16 protein-coding genes are annotated in these 18,414 nt (G+C 47.8%); 6 read left to right on the top strand and 10 right to left on the bottom strand.

Annotated elements, in window-relative coordinates; genetic code table 11:
• The first annotated feature begins 48 nt into the window (after positions 1 to 48).
• Positions 49 to 717, top strand: coding sequence for a DedA family protein (locus GJB61_RS21470; protein ID WP_154121078.1), 669 nt, complete (start codon positions 49 to 51; stop codon positions 715 to 717).
• Here the strand turns inward: GJB61_RS21470 and GJB61_RS21465 are convergent.
• Entirely contained in the window at positions 692 to 1,969 is a 1,278-nt protein-coding gene (locus GJB61_RS21465) for an MFS transporter (RefSeq protein WP_154121077.1), read from the bottom strand. The two genes, GJB61_RS21470 and GJB61_RS21465, sit on opposite strands and share 26 nt — an antisense overlap.
• A gap of 122 nt (positions 1,970 to 2,091) precedes the next feature.
• Between GJB61_RS21465 and GJB61_RS21460 the strand changes: the two genes are divergently transcribed.
• A complete protein-coding gene (locus GJB61_RS21460) occupies positions 2,092 to 3,042 on the top strand; it encodes a helix-turn-helix transcriptional regulator (RefSeq protein ID WP_154121076.1) in 951 nt (316 codons plus the stop codon).
• A 135-nt stretch (positions 3,043 to 3,177) separates the two neighbouring features.
• The gene (locus tag GJB61_RS21455; RefSeq protein ID WP_154121075.1) at positions 3,178 to 3,480 is read left to right on the top strand and encodes a zinc ribbon domain-containing protein; all 303 of its coding nucleotides are present in this window, start codon (positions 3,178 to 3,180) and stop codon (positions 3,478 to 3,480) included.
• A gap of 72 nt (positions 3,481 to 3,552) precedes the next feature.
• On the opposite strand, the gene GJB61_RS21450 is transcribed toward GJB61_RS21455, so the two are convergent.
• Together GJB61_RS21450 and GJB61_RS21445 are read right to left on the bottom strand one after the other, a co-directional pair.
• Positions 3,553 to 5,064 (bottom strand): DHA2 family efflux MFS transporter permease subunit, encoded by a 1,512-nt coding sequence (locus GJB61_RS21450; RefSeq protein WP_154121074.1) that lies wholly within the window; start codon positions 5,062 to 5,064, stop codon positions 3,553 to 3,555.
• The gene (locus tag GJB61_RS21445; RefSeq protein ID WP_154121073.1) at positions 5,061 to 5,513 is read right to left on the bottom strand and encodes a MarR family winged helix-turn-helix transcriptional regulator; all 453 of its coding nucleotides are present in this window, start codon (positions 5,511 to 5,513) and stop codon (positions 5,061 to 5,063) included. Before GJB61_RS21445 ends, GJB61_RS21450 begins: the two co-directional genes overlap by 4 nt.
• A gap of 206 nt (positions 5,514 to 5,719) precedes the next feature.
• Between GJB61_RS21445 and GJB61_RS21440 the strand changes: the two genes are divergently transcribed.
• The gene (locus GJB61_RS21440; RefSeq protein ID WP_154121072.1) at positions 5,720 to 6,406 is read left to right on the top strand and encodes a DinB family protein; all 687 of its coding nucleotides are present in this window, start codon (positions 5,720 to 5,722) and stop codon (positions 6,404 to 6,406) included.
• A 70-nt stretch (positions 6,407 to 6,476) separates the two neighbouring features.
• Here GJB61_RS21440 and GJB61_RS21435 read toward each other — a convergent pair whose 3' ends face one another.
• Both GJB61_RS21435 and bcp read right to left on the bottom strand, forming a co-directional pair.
• A complete protein-coding gene (locus tag GJB61_RS21435; protein WP_154121071.1) occupies positions 6,477 to 10,763 on the bottom strand; it encodes an acyl-CoA dehydratase activase-related protein in 4,287 nt (1,428 codons plus the stop codon).
• A 124-nt stretch (positions 10,764 to 10,887) separates the two neighbouring features.
• Positions 10,888 to 11,352 (bottom strand): thioredoxin-dependent thiol peroxidase, encoded by a 465-nt coding sequence (gene bcp / locus GJB61_RS21430; RefSeq protein ID WP_154121070.1) that lies wholly within the window; start codon positions 11,350 to 11,352, stop codon positions 10,888 to 10,890.
• Between the two features lie 102 nt (positions 11,353 to 11,454).
• On the opposite strand from bcp, the gene GJB61_RS21425 reads away from it, so the two are divergent.
• Together GJB61_RS21425 and GJB61_RS21420 are read left to right on the top strand one after the other, a co-directional pair.
• Positions 11,455 to 12,507, top strand: coding sequence for an LCP family protein (locus GJB61_RS21425; RefSeq protein ID WP_154121069.1), 1,053 nt, complete (start codon positions 11,455 to 11,457; stop codon positions 12,505 to 12,507).
• A gap of 135 nt (positions 12,508 to 12,642) precedes the next feature.
• Positions 12,643 to 13,959 (top strand): glutamate-1-semialdehyde 2,1-aminomutase, encoded by a 1,317-nt coding sequence (locus GJB61_RS21420; RefSeq protein WP_154121068.1) that lies wholly within the window; start codon positions 12,643 to 12,645, stop codon positions 13,957 to 13,959.
• A 130-nt stretch (positions 13,960 to 14,089) separates the two neighbouring features.
• Here the strand turns inward: GJB61_RS21420 and GJB61_RS21415 are convergent, their stop codons facing one another.
• The 5 genes from GJB61_RS21415 to GJB61_RS21395 all read right to left on the bottom strand — a co-directional run bounded on the left by GJB61_RS21415 (position 14,090) and on the right by GJB61_RS21395 (position 18,367).
• Complete coding sequence (locus GJB61_RS21415; protein ID WP_154121067.1) at positions 14,090 to 14,710, bottom strand: hypothetical protein; 621 nt, start codon at positions 14,708 to 14,710, stop codon at positions 14,090 to 14,092.
• A gap of 394 nt (positions 14,711 to 15,104) precedes the next feature.
• Positions 15,105 to 15,701: a peptide deformylase gene (gene def / locus GJB61_RS21410; RefSeq protein ID WP_338116012.1), complete on the bottom strand. Its 597-nt coding sequence runs from the start codon at positions 15,699 to 15,701 to the stop codon at positions 15,105 to 15,107.
• Between the two features lie 81 nt (positions 15,702 to 15,782).
• Positions 15,783 to 17,177: a stalk domain-containing protein gene (locus GJB61_RS21405; RefSeq protein ID WP_229522177.1), complete on the bottom strand. Its 1,395-nt coding sequence runs from the start codon at positions 17,175 to 17,177 to the stop codon at positions 15,783 to 15,785.
• A 2-nt stretch (positions 17,178 to 17,179) separates the two neighbouring features.
• Entirely contained in the window at positions 17,180 to 17,470 is a 291-nt protein-coding gene (locus GJB61_RS21400) for a hypothetical protein (RefSeq protein WP_154121065.1), read from the bottom strand.
• A gap of 12 nt (positions 17,471 to 17,482) precedes the next feature.
• Positions 17,483 to 18,367 carry an inositol monophosphatase family protein gene (locus GJB61_RS21395; protein WP_154121064.1) on the bottom strand — a complete coding sequence of 295 codons (885 nt, stop codon included), beginning with the start codon at positions 18,365 to 18,367 and terminating at the stop codon, positions 17,483 to 17,485.
• Positions 18,368 to 18,414: the final 47 nt, after the last annotated feature.

The following is an 18,414-nucleotide window of genomic DNA, read 5'->3' as shown; positions in this document are numbered from 1 at the left end:
CAAATTAGAATAAATAAGGCATCTGCCTCTTGGAGAGTGACGATCTTTATGGAAATGCTGAATTGGATACAGGAATTATTCGCCACATACGGATATAACGTAATGTTCTTCGGATTGCTGCTGGAGTTCGTAGCGCTCCCCTTTCCCGGTGAGACTACAATGGCCTTTGCAGGGTTCCTTTCTTATACCGGAAGACTGGATTTCATGACCCTGATGGCAGTGGCCTATGCAGGCACTACTGTCGGGATGACGGTCACGTATTTTGTTGGGCTGAAGGCTGGACTACCCTTTATACAGCGCTACGGAAGATGGTTTCTATTCTCACCCGCCAAGCTTGCCAAGACCCAAGTCTGGTTCGAGAAATACGGCAGCGTTCTTATCTTCATCGGCTATTTTGTTCCAGGTGTACGCCACTTTACAGGCTATTTCGCTGGCATTATCGCCCTGCCTTTCCGTAAATTCGCTTTATATGCGTATAGCGGAGCGTTATTCTGGGTGTTGCTCTTTCTGGGCATCGGACGGATATTCGGGCCGCAATGGATGGGTATTTTTCACCTATTCGAGCTTTACTCCAAGTGGATTATCTCTGGCGGAGTGGTGATTGTTGCAATGATTGTGATGTACCGCTACCGCAAACGCTTATTCTCCCGCTTTCTCCAGCGCAAGGCTGATTTAAAGCTGAAAACTAAGGTTAAAGAGACTTCCAAGGGACGGTGAAGCTGCCGTTCTTATTCCTGCGCACCCAACTATATCCTCCCAGCAGTACAGTAATCGCGACACCCCCTGCACCACCGGCAAATCCCAACATCCGCGGTTCCACAGCATCTAGTAGCCAGCCCGTAACCAGCATCGATATTCCTATCAATGTACTGCCCACCGCTGAAACTATCCCAAACAAGACTGGCTGCAGCGCAAGCGGAGTCTCTCTCATCAGCAAGGTATCCAGACAGACATTACCTACTCCTCCAGCAAGTGAGAGCACAATGTACAGAAAAAAGGCAACCGTAAAATTAGAGGCGGTACTAATACCCATCAGCAAGAAGCCCTCCATAAGCAGTCCTGTTAGTGCAACAAGCAACAAACCCCGCTTTAAATATCGGCCGGCAAAAAAACTTAAGCTGAGTCCGATACCAAGCGCCGCGTAAAATGCCCCTACTCCGATATCGCCAGCATGGAATTCCTGTATCGCATACACACTGATGAGTACGTTGTCTAAACCATTTGTAAGCGGCACAAGCAATTCATACCCAAGTACAATCTGCAGCGGAAGACTGCCAGCAATCAGAAACCCTAGGCTTCGCCATACACCATCTTTTTGGAGCTTCTCCCCTTTTATCAGCGACTTATCAGACGCGATTAATAGAGTCCCCTCCTCTTCTGAAGCAGCACTCGCTTTGAAATCAATACCGTAGATTAGCAGCGCTGCCACCAGAAATGATGCTGCATTCATGATAAAAGCCATTCTCGGACCGAACCAAAGTGACACAACGCCACCAGAAAAAGCTCCCAGAATCAGTACACAGCCTGTCATAAGCTGCTCCAATCCGTTAACCGTAAGCAGCGCATCGCGCTTCACAAGCAGTGGAATAGTCGATTTACGAATGGGGCTATAAATAGCTTCACCCGCCGCCAGCAAGAAACTCCCTGCATACAGCAGCCACAGCTTGTTTTCTCCATCTACCCACAGAAACGATAAAGCTACCGGCACCCGTAAAATATCAGTAGTCATCATAATATACTTCCGCGGCAACTTGCTGCCGAGCATTCCTCCAAGCGGTGCTAGGAATAGATAAGGCAGCATGCGCACACCAAGCGATATGCCTACCGCCATCCCCGATCCGGTCAGATGCAGTACCAGTGCCAACATAGCAATCCCACTAAAGCGATCTCCAATTCCGTTGATCAGTCCGGCCGTGAACAGCCGTGAATAGCCCCGACGATTTGTTAAAATTGCTGTAGCATTTCTCATCCGTTTAATCCTCGCAATCTAATTACATAATAATCTAATTAGATGTTAATCGAATTTAACATTTATGGCAATGCTTTATTTTCTTATTTTTGCTAAGATTACAGAAAAGGAGGATTTCCCTTTTGAAAATAGATCGCTTGCTCTCCATCGTTATCCTATTGATGAACCGCCGCCTGATTCAAGCTAAAGAGCTTGCTGACATGTTCGAGGTGTCTGTACGCACCATCTATCGTGATATTGAAAGTATTAATGGAGCCGGAATTCCCGTTGTTACCTATCAGGGGGCCAATGGCGGAATCGGTCTTATGGAGGGATATCGTCTAGATCGCAATGTTCTTACAGACCGCGAGCTGGCCGCTATTTTTAATGCCCTGCAAAGTGTCTCCTCCTATGGCGGAACTGAACACACTCTGCTCATGGAAAAGATCAGCAGTGTAATCCCGCCCTCACAAACCGCCGCGTTCCGCAGCAAAACTACACAGCTCATCGTTGACTTCTCCCCCTGGGGTCTTCAAGGCCCGCTAGAAGAGAAGTTAACGATTCTGAAAGAAGCACTGGAGGATTGCGTTGCGGTCTCCTTTGAATATATCAGTGCCGACGGGGTGGCAAGCCTGCGTTCAGTAGAACCCTATACCCTTGTGCTTAAAGGGCAGGCGTGGTATTTATATGGATTCTGTGCACAGCGTGAGGATTTCCGGATTTTCAAGCTGCTGCGCATGAAATCGCTTGTTAAGGAGCACCGGGAATATATAAGGCAGGATTTCCCTTTGAAGGAGCTCCCATGGAGCTCTAAGTGGCAGAGAGAGGGTGGGCAAGCCCGGGTGGTTCTGCATTTCACCGCTGAAGGCAAGCATCTCGCCGAGGATCGTTTCGATTCTACTGAGCTGCAGCCGGATGGAAGCGGTGGATATACCATCACAATCGACTACCCTGAGGATGGATGGTTGTATGGCTTTCTGCTCAGCTTCGGAACAGCAGTCGAGGTGCTGGAACCGGAGCACATCCGGCATAAGATCGCCGAGCTTGCTGCAGGAATTGCTGCCAAATATATGGAATCAGCAAGACAAACCTGACGGAATGCCGTCAGGTTTGTTGTTTTATAATGAATTTATTACGGACGGCAGCAGCTTCGCTAAACGAGAAAACATACTTATAAGCGGTTTAGCTGACGCGGCTGACTCGTAAAAATGTTAAGGAGTGTGCTGAATATGGAGCAAGAACAGACACAGCAGGAAGAGGCGTTAATGTGCCAAAGTTGTGGTATGCCGATGCACGGTGGAGAATTATTGGGAAGTGAAGCAGATGGAAATAAGACCACAGAATACTGCATGTACTGTTATGAAGCTGGAGAATTCAAGCAGCCCGATATTACACTACAAGGCATGACTGATCTCTGTACCGGCTACATGGTGGAGGAGGGAATGGAAGAAACAGCGGCCCGCAAGGTGCTTGCTGATACGCTACCTCTTTTGAAGCGGTGGAATAGTACAGCTGGAAGTATCGGAATGTAAATAAAAAGGGCCTTCTTAACGAACTCGTAGGTTCTTAAGAAGGCCCTTTATCAAATAAATTTCAGTCTGACTTTATACATTAGCCTGCTGTGGCTTTGTTTCCTCGGTCTTCAGGAAATCCGGCTGTGGCGAGGTCTTCTTGATAAATAAAGAAAGTACCAAAGCAATAACCGTTATCCAAGTAGCCACAGTAAAGGCATGAGTAATCCCGTTTATCGTGGCTTCCTGCGTAAGCTTAAGCATCGCAGCCTTATCAGTCTGGGACACCGCACCGCTCATTACTGCATCTGTAATGTTGCTTTTGGTCCGATTAGTCATCAAGCTGACAAACAACGCCATCCCAAGCGCCCCCCCAACCGTCCGAAGTGTATTGGACATCGCCGTACCGTGTGAGCTTAGACGCTGCGGCAGCTGATTCAAACCGGCTGTTACAATAGGCATCATCAGCATCGACATACCGAACATCCGCGCCGTGTAAGTAATAATTAAATGAGTATAAGTTGTACTATCTGTAATTTGGCTGAACTCCCACGTAGTTACGGTAGTGATAACCAGTCCAATCACAGCCAGCCATCTGGCGCCAATTTTATCAAATATAATACCTGTAATCGGAGACATAATTCCCATCAGAATAGCACCTGGCAACAGCATAAGCCCGGATTCCATAGGCGTAAAGCCGCGAATGGTCTGTAAATAGATCGGCAGGAGGATCATACCTGAATACAGCGCCATGGTCACGATGATATTAATCACTGTTGTCAGTGAATACATGTTATAACGGAAAATACGGAATTCCAGTAATGGAGTTTTAGTCGTAAGCTCTCGCACTACGAATACAACCAAAGAAACAACACCCAGAATAAGGCAGGCGATTACAGTTGTGCTTCCCCAGCCGTCTGTTCCAGCATCACTGAAACCATAGAGCAATCCACCAAAACCCAGCGTAGAAAAAATGATGCCCGGCTTATCCAGCTTAGGAGAGGTTATGGTCCCTACATTTCGCATCGTCTTCATACCCAGCAGGGTAGAAAAAATAGCCAAAGGCAGTACGATAAAGAATAGCACCCGCCAAGAATAATTCTGTACTACCCAACCTGAAAGTGTAGGGCCAACAGCTGGGGCAAAAATCATAGCAACCGCCATCAGGCCCATCGCTTTCCCACGTTCTTCAATCGGGAAGATCTGCAAGAACACAATATTCATTAATGGCATCAGGATACCGGCACCAACAGCCTGAATAACTCTTCCGACCATAATCGTTTCGAAGCCAGGCCCGACTCCACAGATCAGCGTACCTATGGAAAAGAGGACCATTGCCGTAATAAAAAGCTGGCGGGTCGTAAATTTCACCACCAGATAGGCACTAATGGGCACAAGTACCCCATTAACAAGCATGAAGCCCGTCGTTAGCCATTGTGCCGTATTGGCGACAATGTTCAAATCCTCCATCATTTTGGGCAGTGCCACATTCATCAGCGTCTGATTCAGAAGCGCCACAAATGCACCAATGAGCAACGCCGCGATGATCGGTCCTCTACGTATCGTCTTGGTAGCCACAGCAGCGTTAGCAGTTATTGTACTCATAGCTTCTTTTTCTCTCTCCCTTGTTCTAATATTTCTACAATTTCACCATGTATCCGCAGCAGTTCTCCGACATCCTCCAAAGGAATATTCGTTAACGGTAGCAGATGCGTTCTAAGCGATTGTTTGCTTCTTTCCCGTATATCAATGCCTTTATCGGTCAGCGCCAGATTGAATATGCGCCGATCGATTTCTGAGCGTTGTCTTGTAATCAACTCGGCCTTCACCATCCGGTCAACTACGCCGCTTGCCGCGCTGTTCCCTAAATGCAGCAGCTCCGCAAGCTCTGTAATTCCAATATCAGGATTGACAGACAACTTACGCAGCACTATCAATTGGGTAGGTGTAATGTCCAATTCCTCAGCGTCTTTCCAAAGCAGTTGCTGAAAAGCATGACTGATGCGGCGGAAAGAGGAAACAATTTCATCGAGCTGTTGCTCATTCTCCTTCAACGTCCTTAACCTCCAATAGTTTATAGCTTAATCATTAATACTTCGAATGCGAACTATTTTACTATTTACCTATTTATTCGTCAATAGTTTGCAGAAACTTTCTGAAATTAATATTTTATCTTACAAGGAATAATCATTTTTTATAGTTGGAAATTAATTTATAATCAAATTGTTGTTCTTCATTTTCAAGAAAGTGGGGATTCCGAATGGACTTGCAACAGCGTAAAACATGGAACGAAAATCACAAAATTTTGACGGGGATGTTTGCAAAACCGGCAGAACACACTAAAGCTATCGACTTGTTTCTCAACCAACATGCTTTGTTATACGTATCCCAAATGACAAATAGCGAGGATTTAACCTTAGAGGACGAGCTATTAACGGGTATGAAGGAAAAGACTTTCCGCACCTATCCTGTTCATAGCCAGGGCACAAAAAACTCTATCGTCTGGCATTTATGGCATAGTGCCCGAATTGAAGACATCACCATGAATATACTGGCAGTTGACAACGACCAGATCCTTCATACTGACAACTACGCACATCGAATGAATGCCGGGTTCATTCATTCGGGAAACGGCATGAGTGAAGAGGAAGTTGCTGGCTTAAGCTCCGCGATTGATATTGATACTTTATTGGCCTACCGCCTGGATGTTGGAAAAAGGACCCGTTCAATCATTACCTCACTTCAACCCGAGCAGTTAAAAGCAAAAATCTCAACCGAACGAATTAAAAGATTGTCTGAGGAGAAGGCCGTAAAGGCTAGTGAGGATTGGCTTATTGAGTATTGGCGAAACAAAAGTATAGCCGGATTGGTTCTGATGCCTGCCACAAGACATAACTTTATACACTTGAATAAATCTATGCATATCAAGCATAAACTCCAAGGTTAAAAAACATAAAGAGGGGACCAAGCTGTAACTTGGTCCCCTCTTTATTAGGTTTTATATAGTTATGTCAGTTTCATACTCCGCTGCTGGCACTCTCCAGAATGGTTTGCGGCAGAACGCTGAGCGTCTCTGTGGGGGATGACTTCGTTCCACTTTCCAACCCACTGGCAATCGACATCATCAGCTTAATCCGGTTATTCTGGTTCACCACGCTGACTCCGGCATCATAATCGATGGCGACGATATTGGCGCCAGGATACAATTCCTTCAAGCCCTTAATCATTCCTCGTCCGGTAATATGATTCGGGAGGCAAGCGAACGGCTGAATGCAGGCAATATTATTTACGCCATTATCCAGCAAATCCATCATCTCTGCCGTCAGGAACCACCCTTCGCCCATCTGATTTCCAACAGATACCAGCCGGCTCGCTTTCTCAGCAAGACCATAGATATTTTCTCGGCCTTTCGCCAGCCCTGCTTCTTCTAGCGCAACCTTGATTGGCTTACGATAGATTTCTAAATAGGAGATCAACATAGGATTAATGTACCCTAACCGTTTACTTTTGCCGAATTGATCTGCCTTGTAGATCGGATTATAGATGCAATAAAAGATAAAATCGAGAAAATCAGGCATAACCGCCTCTCCGCCCTCAGCCTCTATCATCTCGATAATGCGGTTGTTGGCATCCGGGTGGAACTTAATTAGAATCTCACCAACAATACCCACTCTCGGCTTAACGACTGATCTAACCGGCAACTGGCAGAATTCCGCAACGATCTCGCGGATCAACCGTTTATATTCCCGGAACGAGAAGGTAGACAGACTGTTCTTGCAGCGTTCCATTCCTTTGCGGAACAGCGCCTGCGCGCTTCCAGGGATAACCTCATAAGGTCTGAAACGATTTAACAACCGCATCAAGAGATCACCATAGCAGACTGCCGAAATCAGTCGGTTGGCCAGCTTAAGATTAATGCGGAAGCCCGGCTGATTCTCCATACCTGAGGCATTCAGTGAGATGACCGGAATTTGCTCCAGATTGGAATCCTTTAACGCTTTACGCAGCAAAGAGATATAGTTGGTTGCCCGGCAACCCCCACCTGTCTGCGACATAATAACCGCGGTGCGATTTGGATCATAATCACCGCTCTTGATCGCTGACAGAATCTGTCCAATCGTTACAATTGCCGGGTAGCAGGCATCGTTGTTGACATATTTCAGCCCTTCCTCAGTCTCCTCCGGCCCAGTTGTCTCTAGGATCTTCAGGCGGTATCCGGCATCGCGGAAGACCCGCTCAATTAATTCGAAATGAATCGGCGACATCTGTGGAGCAAGGATAGTATAGGTCTCTTTCATTTCCTTCGTAAAAATCACGTTTGCTTGCGTCTTATACAGCTGCTTCGGCAGCACTTTGCCTTTTTCACGCTCATGCATGGCTGCCAGCAGCGAACGCAGACGGATACGCGCGGCCCCAAGATTACTGATCTCATCAATTTTGAGCAAGGTGTAGACCTTATTATGACGCTCCATGATTTCCTGAACGGCATCACAAGTAATAGCATCGATGCCACAACCGAAGGAGGTCAGTTGGACCAGCTCCAGATCACTTCTGCCTGCCGCGAGCCGGGCCGCACGGTACATACGGGCGTGATAGGTCCATTGATTAACGACCCCCACATCCCCAACGCTTCGGTCCAGATGGCAAATGGAATCCTCTGTCAGCACAGCGAGTCCCATCCCTGTAATTAAATCCGCTACTCCATGATTAATTTCAGGATCAGCATGATAGGGATGACCGCAGAGCAAGATCCCTTTGGTGCCTGTTTGGGTTAGAAACGCTAATGTTTCTTCTCCTTTGGTGCGTAAATCGCTTTTGGCACGATCGGCTTCAGCAAGACCCGCTTGTACTGCTGCTGCTATCTCTTCTTTGGGAATCTTCGTGAATGTTTTGGCAAGGACCTTGGTCAATGCTGAAATATCGTCAAAAGTCAGAAACGGGCTGACTAGCTGAATCCCGCTTTCTTTTAGCCCATCCATATTATTGCGAATGACTTCCGGATAGGAAGCGACAACAGGACAATTAAAGTGATTCTGCGCCGCGTCATCTTCTTTTTTCTCGTACACAATTGCCGGATAAAAAATAAAATCAACGCCCTTGCCGATCAAACTCTGCACATGTCCATGAGCCATCTTGGCAGGATAACAAATCGATTCCGAGGGAATGGTATCCATACCACTCTCATAAAGCTTTTTGCTGGATTTCGGTGACAGTACGACCCGGTAGCGCAAAGTTGTGAAGAATGAATGCCAGAATGGATAGTTCTCAAACATATTCATCGTCCGCGGAATGCCGATGGTGCCCCGATCCGCCTGAGCTTCCGGCAGCGGCTCATATTCGAAAAAGCGTTCGTATTTGTACTGCATCAGGTTCGGCAGCGTGTTCTTCTCTTTCTTCCCCCCGGCACCGCGCTCGCAGCGGTTTCCGGTCACATAAAAGCTCTTATCCGGGAAACGGCTGATGGTCAGCGCACAGTTATTGCCACAACGGCCGCAACGGCCTGGGGATACTTCGTATTTAAAAGATTCCAGCTCTTCCAGTCCCAGCAGTTTACTGGTGCCGTTAACTCCCGCATTCTCTCTGGCGATAAGCGCACAGCCATAAGCTCCCATCACCCCGGCAATATCCGGACGCACCACTGTTCTACCCGTCAGGTTCTCGAAAGCACGAAGCACGGCTTCATTATAAAAAGTCCCGCCTTGCACAATAATATTCTGCCCCAGCTCTTCAGGGTTGCGAATCTTGATTACTTTCTGCAGAGCATTCTTAACCACGGAATAAGCAAGACCCGCCGAAAGATCGGCGAGAGAGGCCCCTTCCTTCTGTACCTGCTTCACCTTGGAGTTCATAAATACCGTACAACGCGAACCGAGATTAACGGGTTTGGTGGCCTCCAGTGCAGACTTGGCAAATTCCTCAATACCAAGATCAAGTGCAGAAGCGAAGCTCTCCAGAAAGGATCCACAGCCTGCCGAACAGGCTTCGTTCAGCATTAGACTGTCGATGGCACCGCCACGAATCTTGATGCATTTCATATCTTGTCCGCCGATATCGAGAATAAAGTCTACCTCTGGCATGAATTTGGAAGCCGCCTTGTAATGGGCCACCGTCTCCACTTCCCCGCCATCTGTACGAAGCGCGGCTTTGATCAGTCCTTCACCATATCCGGTTGCATAGGAGCCAGCGATACGGCAGCCCTCCGGCAATATACGATAGATTTCCTTCAAAGCTTCGTTAACAGAATGCAGCGGATTGCCTTTATTGCTTCCGTAAAAAGTATATAGAATTTCATCAGACGCGCCTGTGAGCACCAACTTTGTGGTAGTTGAACCGGCATCAATCCCCAGGTAACAAGGCCCTTGGTAAAGGGCCAACTCCGACCTAGGTGCTGTAGCTTTGCCATGTCGCAGCCGGAATTCAGCCAGATCATCTGCCGTTGCGAACAACGCGGGCAGCTCGGCATCCTCGGCACTATCCGCCTTAAAGTCTACCGCCGCTATCCGGTTAAGCCAGTCAATCAGCGGTAAGGAAACCGGATCAGCAGGCGATAACGCCGAGCCGATCGCCACAAAGTACTGTGAGCGCTCCGGGAACAGGATGTCACTTTCCGCCAGCCCCAGCGTCTCGGCAAAGCGCACACGCAGGCTCGGCAAGAAGGTGAGCGGCCCGCCTAGGAAAGCCACCTTGCCACGAATCGGCCGGCCGCATGCTAGGCCACTGATCGTCTGATTGACGATGCTCTGAAAGATCGAGGCAGCTACGTCTTCGCGGCGCGCCCCTTCATTCAGCAGCGGCTGTACATCGCTTTTGGCAAATACGCCGCAGCGGGATGCTATAGGATAGATTCGTTCATGCTTCTCAGCTAGCGCATCAAGCCCGGCAGGATCAGTCTGCAGCAGTGAAGCCATCTGATCGATGAATGCTCCTGTACCGCCCGCACAGGCCGTATTCATGCGCTGTTCAATGCCTCCGCTAAGATAGATAATCTTGGCATCTTCCCCACCTAGCTCTATTGCCGTATCACATAATGGAATGAGCTCTCTGATTGCCTGCGTACAGGCAATTACCTCCTGAACAAAAGGGACTCCGCCTAGTTTAGATAAGGACAAGCCCGAGGAACCGCTTACAGTGAGCGTGGCTTCCCTCTGCGGATATCGATCACGAACATCCGACAGAAGAGAGAGCGCCGCTTTTTTTATATCGCTATAGTGTCTTACATAATCCTGATAAACAATAGTACCTTGCTCCATAACAACCAATTTGGCTGTAGTTGATCCGATATCAAGCCCAATACGCAGCATCATCACCACTAATCACCATGCCTTGCTCCAAATTTGAAGTAATATGAGGCAACTATATCACGAGTGAGCCTTATGAAAGCTGTGAGAAATGTAACAGACTTTTACATTTAATTGCTAATAAGCTCTTTTATTTACCAATTTCCTCTAGCGCAGCTGCGACATGGCCCTTAACCCGCACTTTCCTCCACTCTTCCACTAATATTCCCCGCTCATCAATAAGAAAGGTAGAGCGTACGATACCCATAAACTCTTTGCCATACAGCTTCTTAAGCTGCCATACCCCAAACCTTTCACTTACTTGATGATCCTCATCAGCAAGTAGCGGAAAAGGCAATTCATTCTTCGCAATAAACTTGGCATGCGAAGCCAAGCCATCTGGACTGATTCCCAGAACTACTGCGCCCCGCGCTGTAATCTGGTCATGGGCGTCGCGGAATTCGCAAGCCTCTTGCGTACAGGCCGGAGTCATATTTTTGGGATAAAAGTACAGGATTACCTTCTGGCCCCGATAATGGCTTAGGCTGATTTCATGTCCGTTAGAAGCGGGTAGGGTAAAGTCCGGTACTTCTTGTCCAATGCTGAGTTCGTTCATTCGTTTATCTCCTTAAGTTTATGGATTATTATTCCTAAATTGCTTGTATCCCTAAAAGAAATTATAATGTAGAGAATGTAAATGCGAAAGGAAGAACGAGAAATGCCACCACGAAATAAAAGGCACGCAAAAGCCGGGAAATCAAAGAAGAAGCCACTGCTTTGGACACTCGCTATTATTCTTCTCCTAATTATCGGCTTCATAGTTTACTATTTCAGCTCAATCTACAATCAGCTTGACAGTATGCAAAAGGATGGCGAAAACTCGCCCTTTCAGAATGTAGAAACTGTCGATGTGGATACCCCAGATCCTCCAAATTGGGAAGGTACGGAACCCGTTAATATTCTACTCATGGGCGTGGATGCCCGGGGTGTGAAGAAGGGTGAAGTTCCGCGCTCGGATACGATGCTGGTGGCCTCTCTTGATCCGGTGAAGAAGAAGATTCATGTATTCTCCATTCTGCGGGATACGTACGTATCTATTCCTGATCACGGTAAGGACCGCATCAATACAGCCATTACACATGGACCCAACACGGCGATGCAGACGGTAAGCGACCTGCTCGGCATCCCGATTCAATATTATGTCTACACGGATTTCCAAGGCTTCATTAAGCTGGTAGATGCTGTGGGCGGCATCGATTACGATGTTGAGAAGGACATGGTCTACAAGACTATTGCTGACGGCCCTGAATACGACATTGATTTAAAAAAAGGCTTCCAGCATCTCGACGGCAATATGGCGCTGCAATATGTACGCTTTCGACATGATGCTACCTCCGATTTCACTCGGACCGAACGTCAGCGGGGATTCCTTAGCGCTGTTGCAGACAAGGTGAAGAGCACTACTTCACTTATCAAGCTGCCTAGCATTCTTGGCGAGGTCACGCCTTATATCGACACCAACCTGTCGGTAAATGATATGTGGAAGCTTGCGAACGTAGGTTACTCCAGCACCATGAGTGGCAATGCGCAAATTCCACCGATGGATCTGCTTGTGGAAGAGAAGACAAGCGGTGGCTCGGCTGTAATCGGCGTAAGCAGCGACGAGGAATTACAACAATTCGTGCAGGACACTCTGAGCGATCCTGCACCCTCTGCTTCGCCGGAAGCTTCGGCAGGTAGCAGTGCTAACGCAACTACTGGAGCCAACTAAAAATTATATAGCATGAGTATGATTAGAGTTGAATATTACCGTACTTACAACAAGACGGGCGGACAGCGGAATTCACCGCCAGTTCGCCCGTTCCCTTGAGTATGGATAAGAAGAACAAGAAAGGATGACTAATACATGAACCGTTCTACATCAGAGAAATTATATCAGGAAGCCTTATTGCATATCGTTGGAGGGGTCAACAGTCCCTCCCGTTCCTTCAAAGCTGTCGGCGGCGGTGCACCCGTATTTATGAAGCGGGCCAGCGGGTCTAACTTTTGGGACGAAGACGGCAATCGGTACATAGATTATCTGGCAGCTTATGGACCGATCATTACCGGTCATGCGCATCCTCATATCACATCAGCGATTATCGCGGCTGCAGAGAATGGCGTTCTTTACGGCACACCGACACAGCTCGAAATCACGCTGGCCAAAATGCTAAAAGAAGCTATTCCCTCCATGGATAAGGTGCGGTTTGTCAATTCAGGTACGGAAGCCGTAATGACAACCATCCGTGTAGCACGTGCCTTTACTAAGCGCAGTAAGATCGTCAAGTTCGCTGGCTGTTACCATGGCCATTCTGACCTTGTGCTTGTAGCCGCAGGTTCCGGGCCGTCCACGTTAGGCATTCCGGACAGTGCGGGAGTTCCCAAGAGCATTGCGCAGGAGGTAATTACCGTTCCCTTCAATGATTTGGACAGTCTGCAGGAAGCGTTGGAGAAATGGGGCGAAGATGTTGCGGCTGTTATGGTAGAACCGATTGTCGGCAATTTCGGCATGGTTATGCCACAGCCCGGCTTCCTAGAAGGCCTCTGCAAGCTGACTCACGATAATGGCTCACTAGTTATTTATGATGAAGTCATTACAGCTTTCCGCTTCCACTACGGCTCCACACAGACCTATGCCGGACTGGAGAACCATCATGATATTACGCCTGACTTGACCGCGCTTGGCAAAATCATCGGTGGTGGCCTGCCAATCGGCGCTTACGGCGGCCGCAAAGAAGTGATGGAACAGGTTGCTCCGCTCGGCCCGGCTTACCAGGCCGGTACGATGGCAGGAAATCCGGCCTCCATCTCGGCAGGAATAGCCTGCCTTGAGGTGTTGCGCGCTGAAGGTGTGTATGACGAGATGGAACGTCTGGCCAACCGTCTGGCAGACGGACTTCAGCAATCAGCGGACCGCCATGGCATTCCGCTGACCATTAACCGCATTCGCGGCTCCTTCTCCACCCATTTCTGCGATCATCCGATTACGAACTACGAAGAAGCACAGGATACGGACGGCGAAAGATTCGCCAGCTTTTTCCGGCATATGCTAAACCGGGGGATCAACCTGGCCCCGTCGAAATATGAAGCCTGGTTCCTGACTACGGCGCATACGGATGCAGATATTGATGCTACGCTGGAAGCGGCTGAGGAATCCTTCAGCGCCATGGCAACAGAGCAGTAGAATTCGTTGCATGAATCCAGCTTGGTGGAATAGAATAAACTATATTTTCTGGCGTAATATATTCGAAAATAGCCCACTGCAGGTATTAATCTGCGATGGGCTATTTTTACTGTTAGATTCAATGAATCACTTAATAGAAATCAATCTGCTTGTCCAACTTGATCTCCTCGTAAGAAGGCCCCATAAATCTGTCGCTGCCGGGCACCAGAGAAAATTCAACGGAAGTCAGATCATTAGGTAGCGGAGGTGAGACCATAAACCGCATTTGGATCTGCCCGCCGCCGCCGTGACCATGGTTTCGAGTCACCTCATACTCCGTGTCGCTCAGGACTACCAAATCAAGCGTCGGTCTGATATGAACCTGATCCGTTGTTTCTTTCAGGTACTTAATCTCCAAAGTGACAATGCTGAGCTTCTCATGCTGCATCGCATGGGAAAGCACATATTCGAAATCCTCGGTTACTATTCTCTTCATGATCGGAAGGACACCCAACAGTAACCCTGGCTCGTCCCAAAAGTGGCGTCTGGGCAAACCTTCATTAAGGCTGCTCAGAATAAGCGATATTTGGTTAAGCTCAAGGTCAAACTTAGCTGCCCATTGCTCCAAAACCTCTTGTTCCGGGAAAAGACGTTTTCCGCCGCTAATGGCTTTGCGTTGCTGGATCAACCCCAAAATCTGTTCATCAATCTTCTTCGCCTCATCATTATAATCATTGGGTATTCCTCTTAATGCGCTTGTGCTCCAGCCCATTTAATTCCCTCCCTAATAATAAATCCACCTTATATTTCACTCCGTCTACCATACATAAATATAACAATTATTACTAATAATGCTGCCAGCCGTATCCATAAAGAGACGCCCCCCAAAGCTAGAGAAACTAGAATGAAACTTATGATCATCGCTGCTTGGGCATAAATATACTTTCTAAAAATCTGCTTTCGAATCCTGTAGATAAACGTGAAAATGATCAATAGTGCTAATAATATATAGATGGTAGTCATCATGTAGGTATCGCCCATAAATCCCCCTTATGTAAGCTAAGCTACCGCAATAGGGCGCTATAATTAATGATTGTATCACTATTCTCCCCTTACAAGAAAAAACGGCCGTTCTCCCATATCGGGACAAAGACCGTTAACTTTGGTTATTTACTCCTCGGTTCATACAGACTTCGGATCTCCACACCCTGCGGCAGCTTAAAGGGATTCTCCTTATTGATCCGGTCAAAAAACATAATGCCATCCAGATGATCTATTTCATGTTGGACAACGATAGCTTGGTAGCCCTTAAATCTCAGGACAACCTCCTTGCCATCCAGATTATAAGCCTTCAGTTTAACTGTTTCATACCTCGGCACAAAACCATGTATTGGGCGGTCAACAGACAGACAGCCTTCGCTTTCCGGCAAATAAATCATGGACAGTGAATGACTGATGATTTTGGGGTTAAACAGAGCATGTTCAACTATATTCCCCTTAGCATCGGTCAGATACATTGCGAACATCCGCTGGTTCAGACCAATTTGATTCGCAGATATCCCTACTCCAGAGCGCAGTTTATATTGATTTGAAATCTCCGGATTCTGGCTGTTCTTTAGAAACTGCATCATACATTGCAGCGCCTCACGTACCTCCTTCTGCAAGGGAAGTTTTACTGGATCTGTTACAGTACGGAGCACAGGATGGCCTTCCCGTACGATATCATCCATTGTAATGATATAATCAGCATTAAATTTAGCAATCAACAACATTCATCCACCTTTGCCTTACAGGCTTAATTTAATATAAAAAGGGTTCTGCGATTAATTTTAGAATATGCAGTATTATGGATTAATGAAAGCTGTCCGCAGTTGGCTGCTGTAATTCACATCAAAGCCAAGACCTGTTGCCAGCGCAGCGAGTGGTAAGTAGGTTTTATCCTCTTTGCCTACCTTTTGCAGAAATGCTGGTGTATCAATCGCTACATTTGCCCCATTTACCTTAATGAACTTCGCGCCGATTGTAATAACGACCGTCCGCCCACCGTAGATAATTGTTGCACTGGAGGTTTTGTTATCCCACTTCCCGGTTGCTCCTACTGCATTCAGAACATCTTTTAGCGCCAAAAAATTCTGGCCATTCTTAAGGATCGGCTTATTGGGGGTGTTCAACTCTACCCCATTAACAACAATCGCCATCGGTACAGCCGCAGATGTCATCGCGGCTACAGCTGGCGTACGATACGCTCCCCATTGCAGCTCAGTAAACACTCGCGCGATCTTCTCATATCCAAGCTGCGTTGGATGGAAATCGGGGTCGCCTGCCCCAATAATATGTGTCAGCGAACCTTCCACACCTGCGAACTGTGCCGCTACATGAGCTAACAGCACTGGCGCTCCGTTCTGGTTTACGCTTGCAACGACGCTTTCCGCAGCAGCTGTAAATCGTTCCGCTGCGCTCATAAGCTTGGTGTAGGTCTGACCTGCAGCAATTTTGGGTGCAGGCTGATATTGATCAGCCAATATAATCGTCGCCTGGGGATTTATCGAGCGTATATTCTCCAGTGAAGCTTTCACATTGGACGAATATACGGCAAGCAATTGCTCGACCTTAGAGGCAAATTCTGCCTCGCTCAGTTCACCCGCCTGTAGAAGCAGGCTGCTCACATCATTTCCACCAATCGTAATGGTAATAAGATCGGCTTCCGTAAGCTCCGCTCTCACTTGTGGAACTAGAGCAGCAAACTGGGCAATCCGCGGATCAGGAAGCCCTGCCTGAATTCCATCAGGGGTTGTCGCCGTGCCCTGTCTGATGGCTTCCGTATAATTACTTAACCCGGTTGTAGTCAATCCTAGGATTCCGTAATTGTTCAGCGCGCTTCTACCGTGATACCAGCCTTGCTCTAGTAATCTCTCTGCGTATCCGTAGGGCTTTGTGCTTTCCGTCATTCCCGGCTCATAACCGGCTGTTATGGAATCCCCAAGCGCTACGATGCGAAAGACATCCTGCTGCGGGCTTTGTGATACAATCGCCGCTTCTGCCGCATTAGCCGACCCGGCACCTGCGCCTATCAGTACAGAGAATAACAGCAGACTACTTGCGCCAGCTACCAGAGTCTTTTTACAAAAGTTCAGCATCGTATCTCTCCCCATTCGTAATAATTCTATTCTACCATTCCGGCCAGCTGTGCAAAAGAGCGGTTTCCCGTATCCAGGAAACCGCTCTTCAGTATGATCCATGGCTATTCTTGGCTCTTGCCGGATTCCGTATCCTGTCCTTGGGTAGAAATACCTTTCAGGTCAGAATTCCCACGAGTCCGTTCCAAATATTTGTCGTAACGGTCATCCAATTCGTGACCTATCTTACGGTAACGCCGCGTCTCTTCCACAATGGGATCAAGTGTGGTCTGAATACGAATTTCATATTTGGGTGAAATTTGCCGAATTTCCTTGGCCGTCCGGTCTTCCTGCTCCATCTCGCCATCTTCCAGCAGTTCACTTAGTTTGCGCTCCAAATCATCTTTTTCGCTCATGCCAGTAACCTCCTAAAGCTTATATCCGGTTGCTTCGGCATCCACCAAGGACTTCACCAGATAATCATGAATACGTCCATTACTTGCTACTATATGACGTGTACTGATATCATACGGTCTTCCCAGTGTATCCGTAACCTTCCCGCCTGATTCTAATATAAGCAATACGCCCGCCGCACAATCCCAAGGGTTCAAGCCGACTTCCCAGTATCCATCTACCCGACCTGCTGCCACATAGGCTAGATGCAGTGCAGCGGAACCGCCTGCGCGTACGCCACGAATCTGTGGAAGAATACTTTGCAGTCCCGCCATATTCACGGGCTGCGCGAATTCTCGATCCGGAGGGAAGCCCATAGCAATCAGGCTGTCTCCAAATTCATTTTCCACAGAAACCTTAGTAGGAACACCATGCATATAGGCGCCTTTACCTTTTTCAGCAACGAACATTTCATCCCGGATTGGATCATAGATAACACCGACTGTTAATTCACCTCGAACCACCAGGGCAATAGAGACGCAGTAAAACGGAAATCCATGTACAAAATTTGTGGTGCCATCCACAGGATCTACAATCCATAAATAATCGTTCTCCCGGACTTCTTCCACTGCTGCTGTAGCCGCAGCTGCGCCTGGTGGAACGCCCTCTTCTCCGAGAATAGCATGATCGGAATAATGGGTCAGAATCAGCCTGCGAATCATCTGTTCCACGCCCTTGTCCACTTCCGTAACAAGATCCTGGGCTGATGTCTTAGTGCCGAGTTCCTTTACCTGCCCCTGTCTGCTCTTGATCCATTCCCCGGCCTTGGCAGCAGCGCTAATGGCAACGGCTGTATATCCCTTGCCACTAACTACATAAGGTTCCCTTTCATTCTTGTTATTAGGATCTATAGGACTCATCTCTTCACTCCGCTTTCTTTAGAAATAATCGTGGACTCCACAGCATG

The organism is Paenibacillus monticola (assembly GCF_009664975.1).
Classification (GTDB): domain Bacteria; phylum Bacillota; class Bacilli; order Paenibacillales; family Paenibacillaceae; genus Paenibacillus_AQ; species Paenibacillus_AQ monticola.
Note: the sequence above shows the minus strand (reverse complement) of the source record. Positions and strands in the feature narration are given on the sequence as shown.

Bases quoted from the DNA above. Each gene is read 5' to 3' on its own strand.
- GJB61_RS21470 (WP_154121078.1), top strand. From the start codon at position 49: ATGGAAATGCTGAATTGGATACAGGAATTATTCGCCACATACGGATAT.
- GJB61_RS21465 (WP_154121077.1), bottom strand. From the start codon at position 1,969: ATGAGAAATGCTACAGCAATTTTAACAAATCGTCGGGGCTATTCACGG.
- GJB61_RS21455 (WP_154121075.1), top strand. From the start codon at position 3,178: ATGGAGCAAGAACAGACACAGCAGGAAGAGGCGTTAATGTGCCAAAGT.
- GJB61_RS21450 (WP_154121074.1), bottom strand. From the start codon at position 5,064: ATGAGTACAATAACTGCTAACGCTGCTGTGGCTACCAAGACGATACGT.
- GJB61_RS21440 (WP_154121072.1), top strand. From the start codon at position 5,720: ATGGACTTGCAACAGCGTAAAACATGGAACGAAAATCACAAAATTTTG.
- GJB61_RS21435 (WP_154121071.1), bottom strand. From the start codon at position 10,763: ATGATGCTGCGTATTGGGCTTGATATCGGATCAACTACAGCCAAATTG.
- bcp (WP_154121070.1), bottom strand. From the start codon at position 11,352: ATGAACGAACTCAGCATTGGACAAGAAGTACCGGACTTTACCCTACCC.
- GJB61_RS21425 (WP_154121069.1), top strand. From the start codon at position 11,455: ATGCCACCACGAAATAAAAGGCACGCAAAAGCCGGGAAATCAAAGAAG.
- GJB61_RS21420 (WP_154121068.1), top strand. From the start codon at position 12,643: ATGAACCGTTCTACATCAGAGAAATTATATCAGGAAGCCTTATTGCAT.
- GJB61_RS21415 (WP_154121067.1), bottom strand. From the start codon at position 14,710: ATGGGCTGGAGCACAAGCGCATTAAGAGGAATACCCAATGATTATAAT.
- GJB61_RS21405 (WP_229522177.1), bottom strand. From the start codon at position 17,177: ATGGATCATACTGAAGAGCGGTTTCCTGGATACGGGAAACCGCTCTTT.
- GJB61_RS21400 (WP_154121065.1), bottom strand. From the start codon at position 17,470: ATGAGCGAAAAAGATGATTTGGAGCGCAAACTAAGTGAACTGCTGGAA.
- GJB61_RS21395 (WP_154121064.1), bottom strand. From the start codon at position 18,367: ATGAGTCCTATAGATCCTAATAACAAGAATGAAAGGGAACCTTATGTA.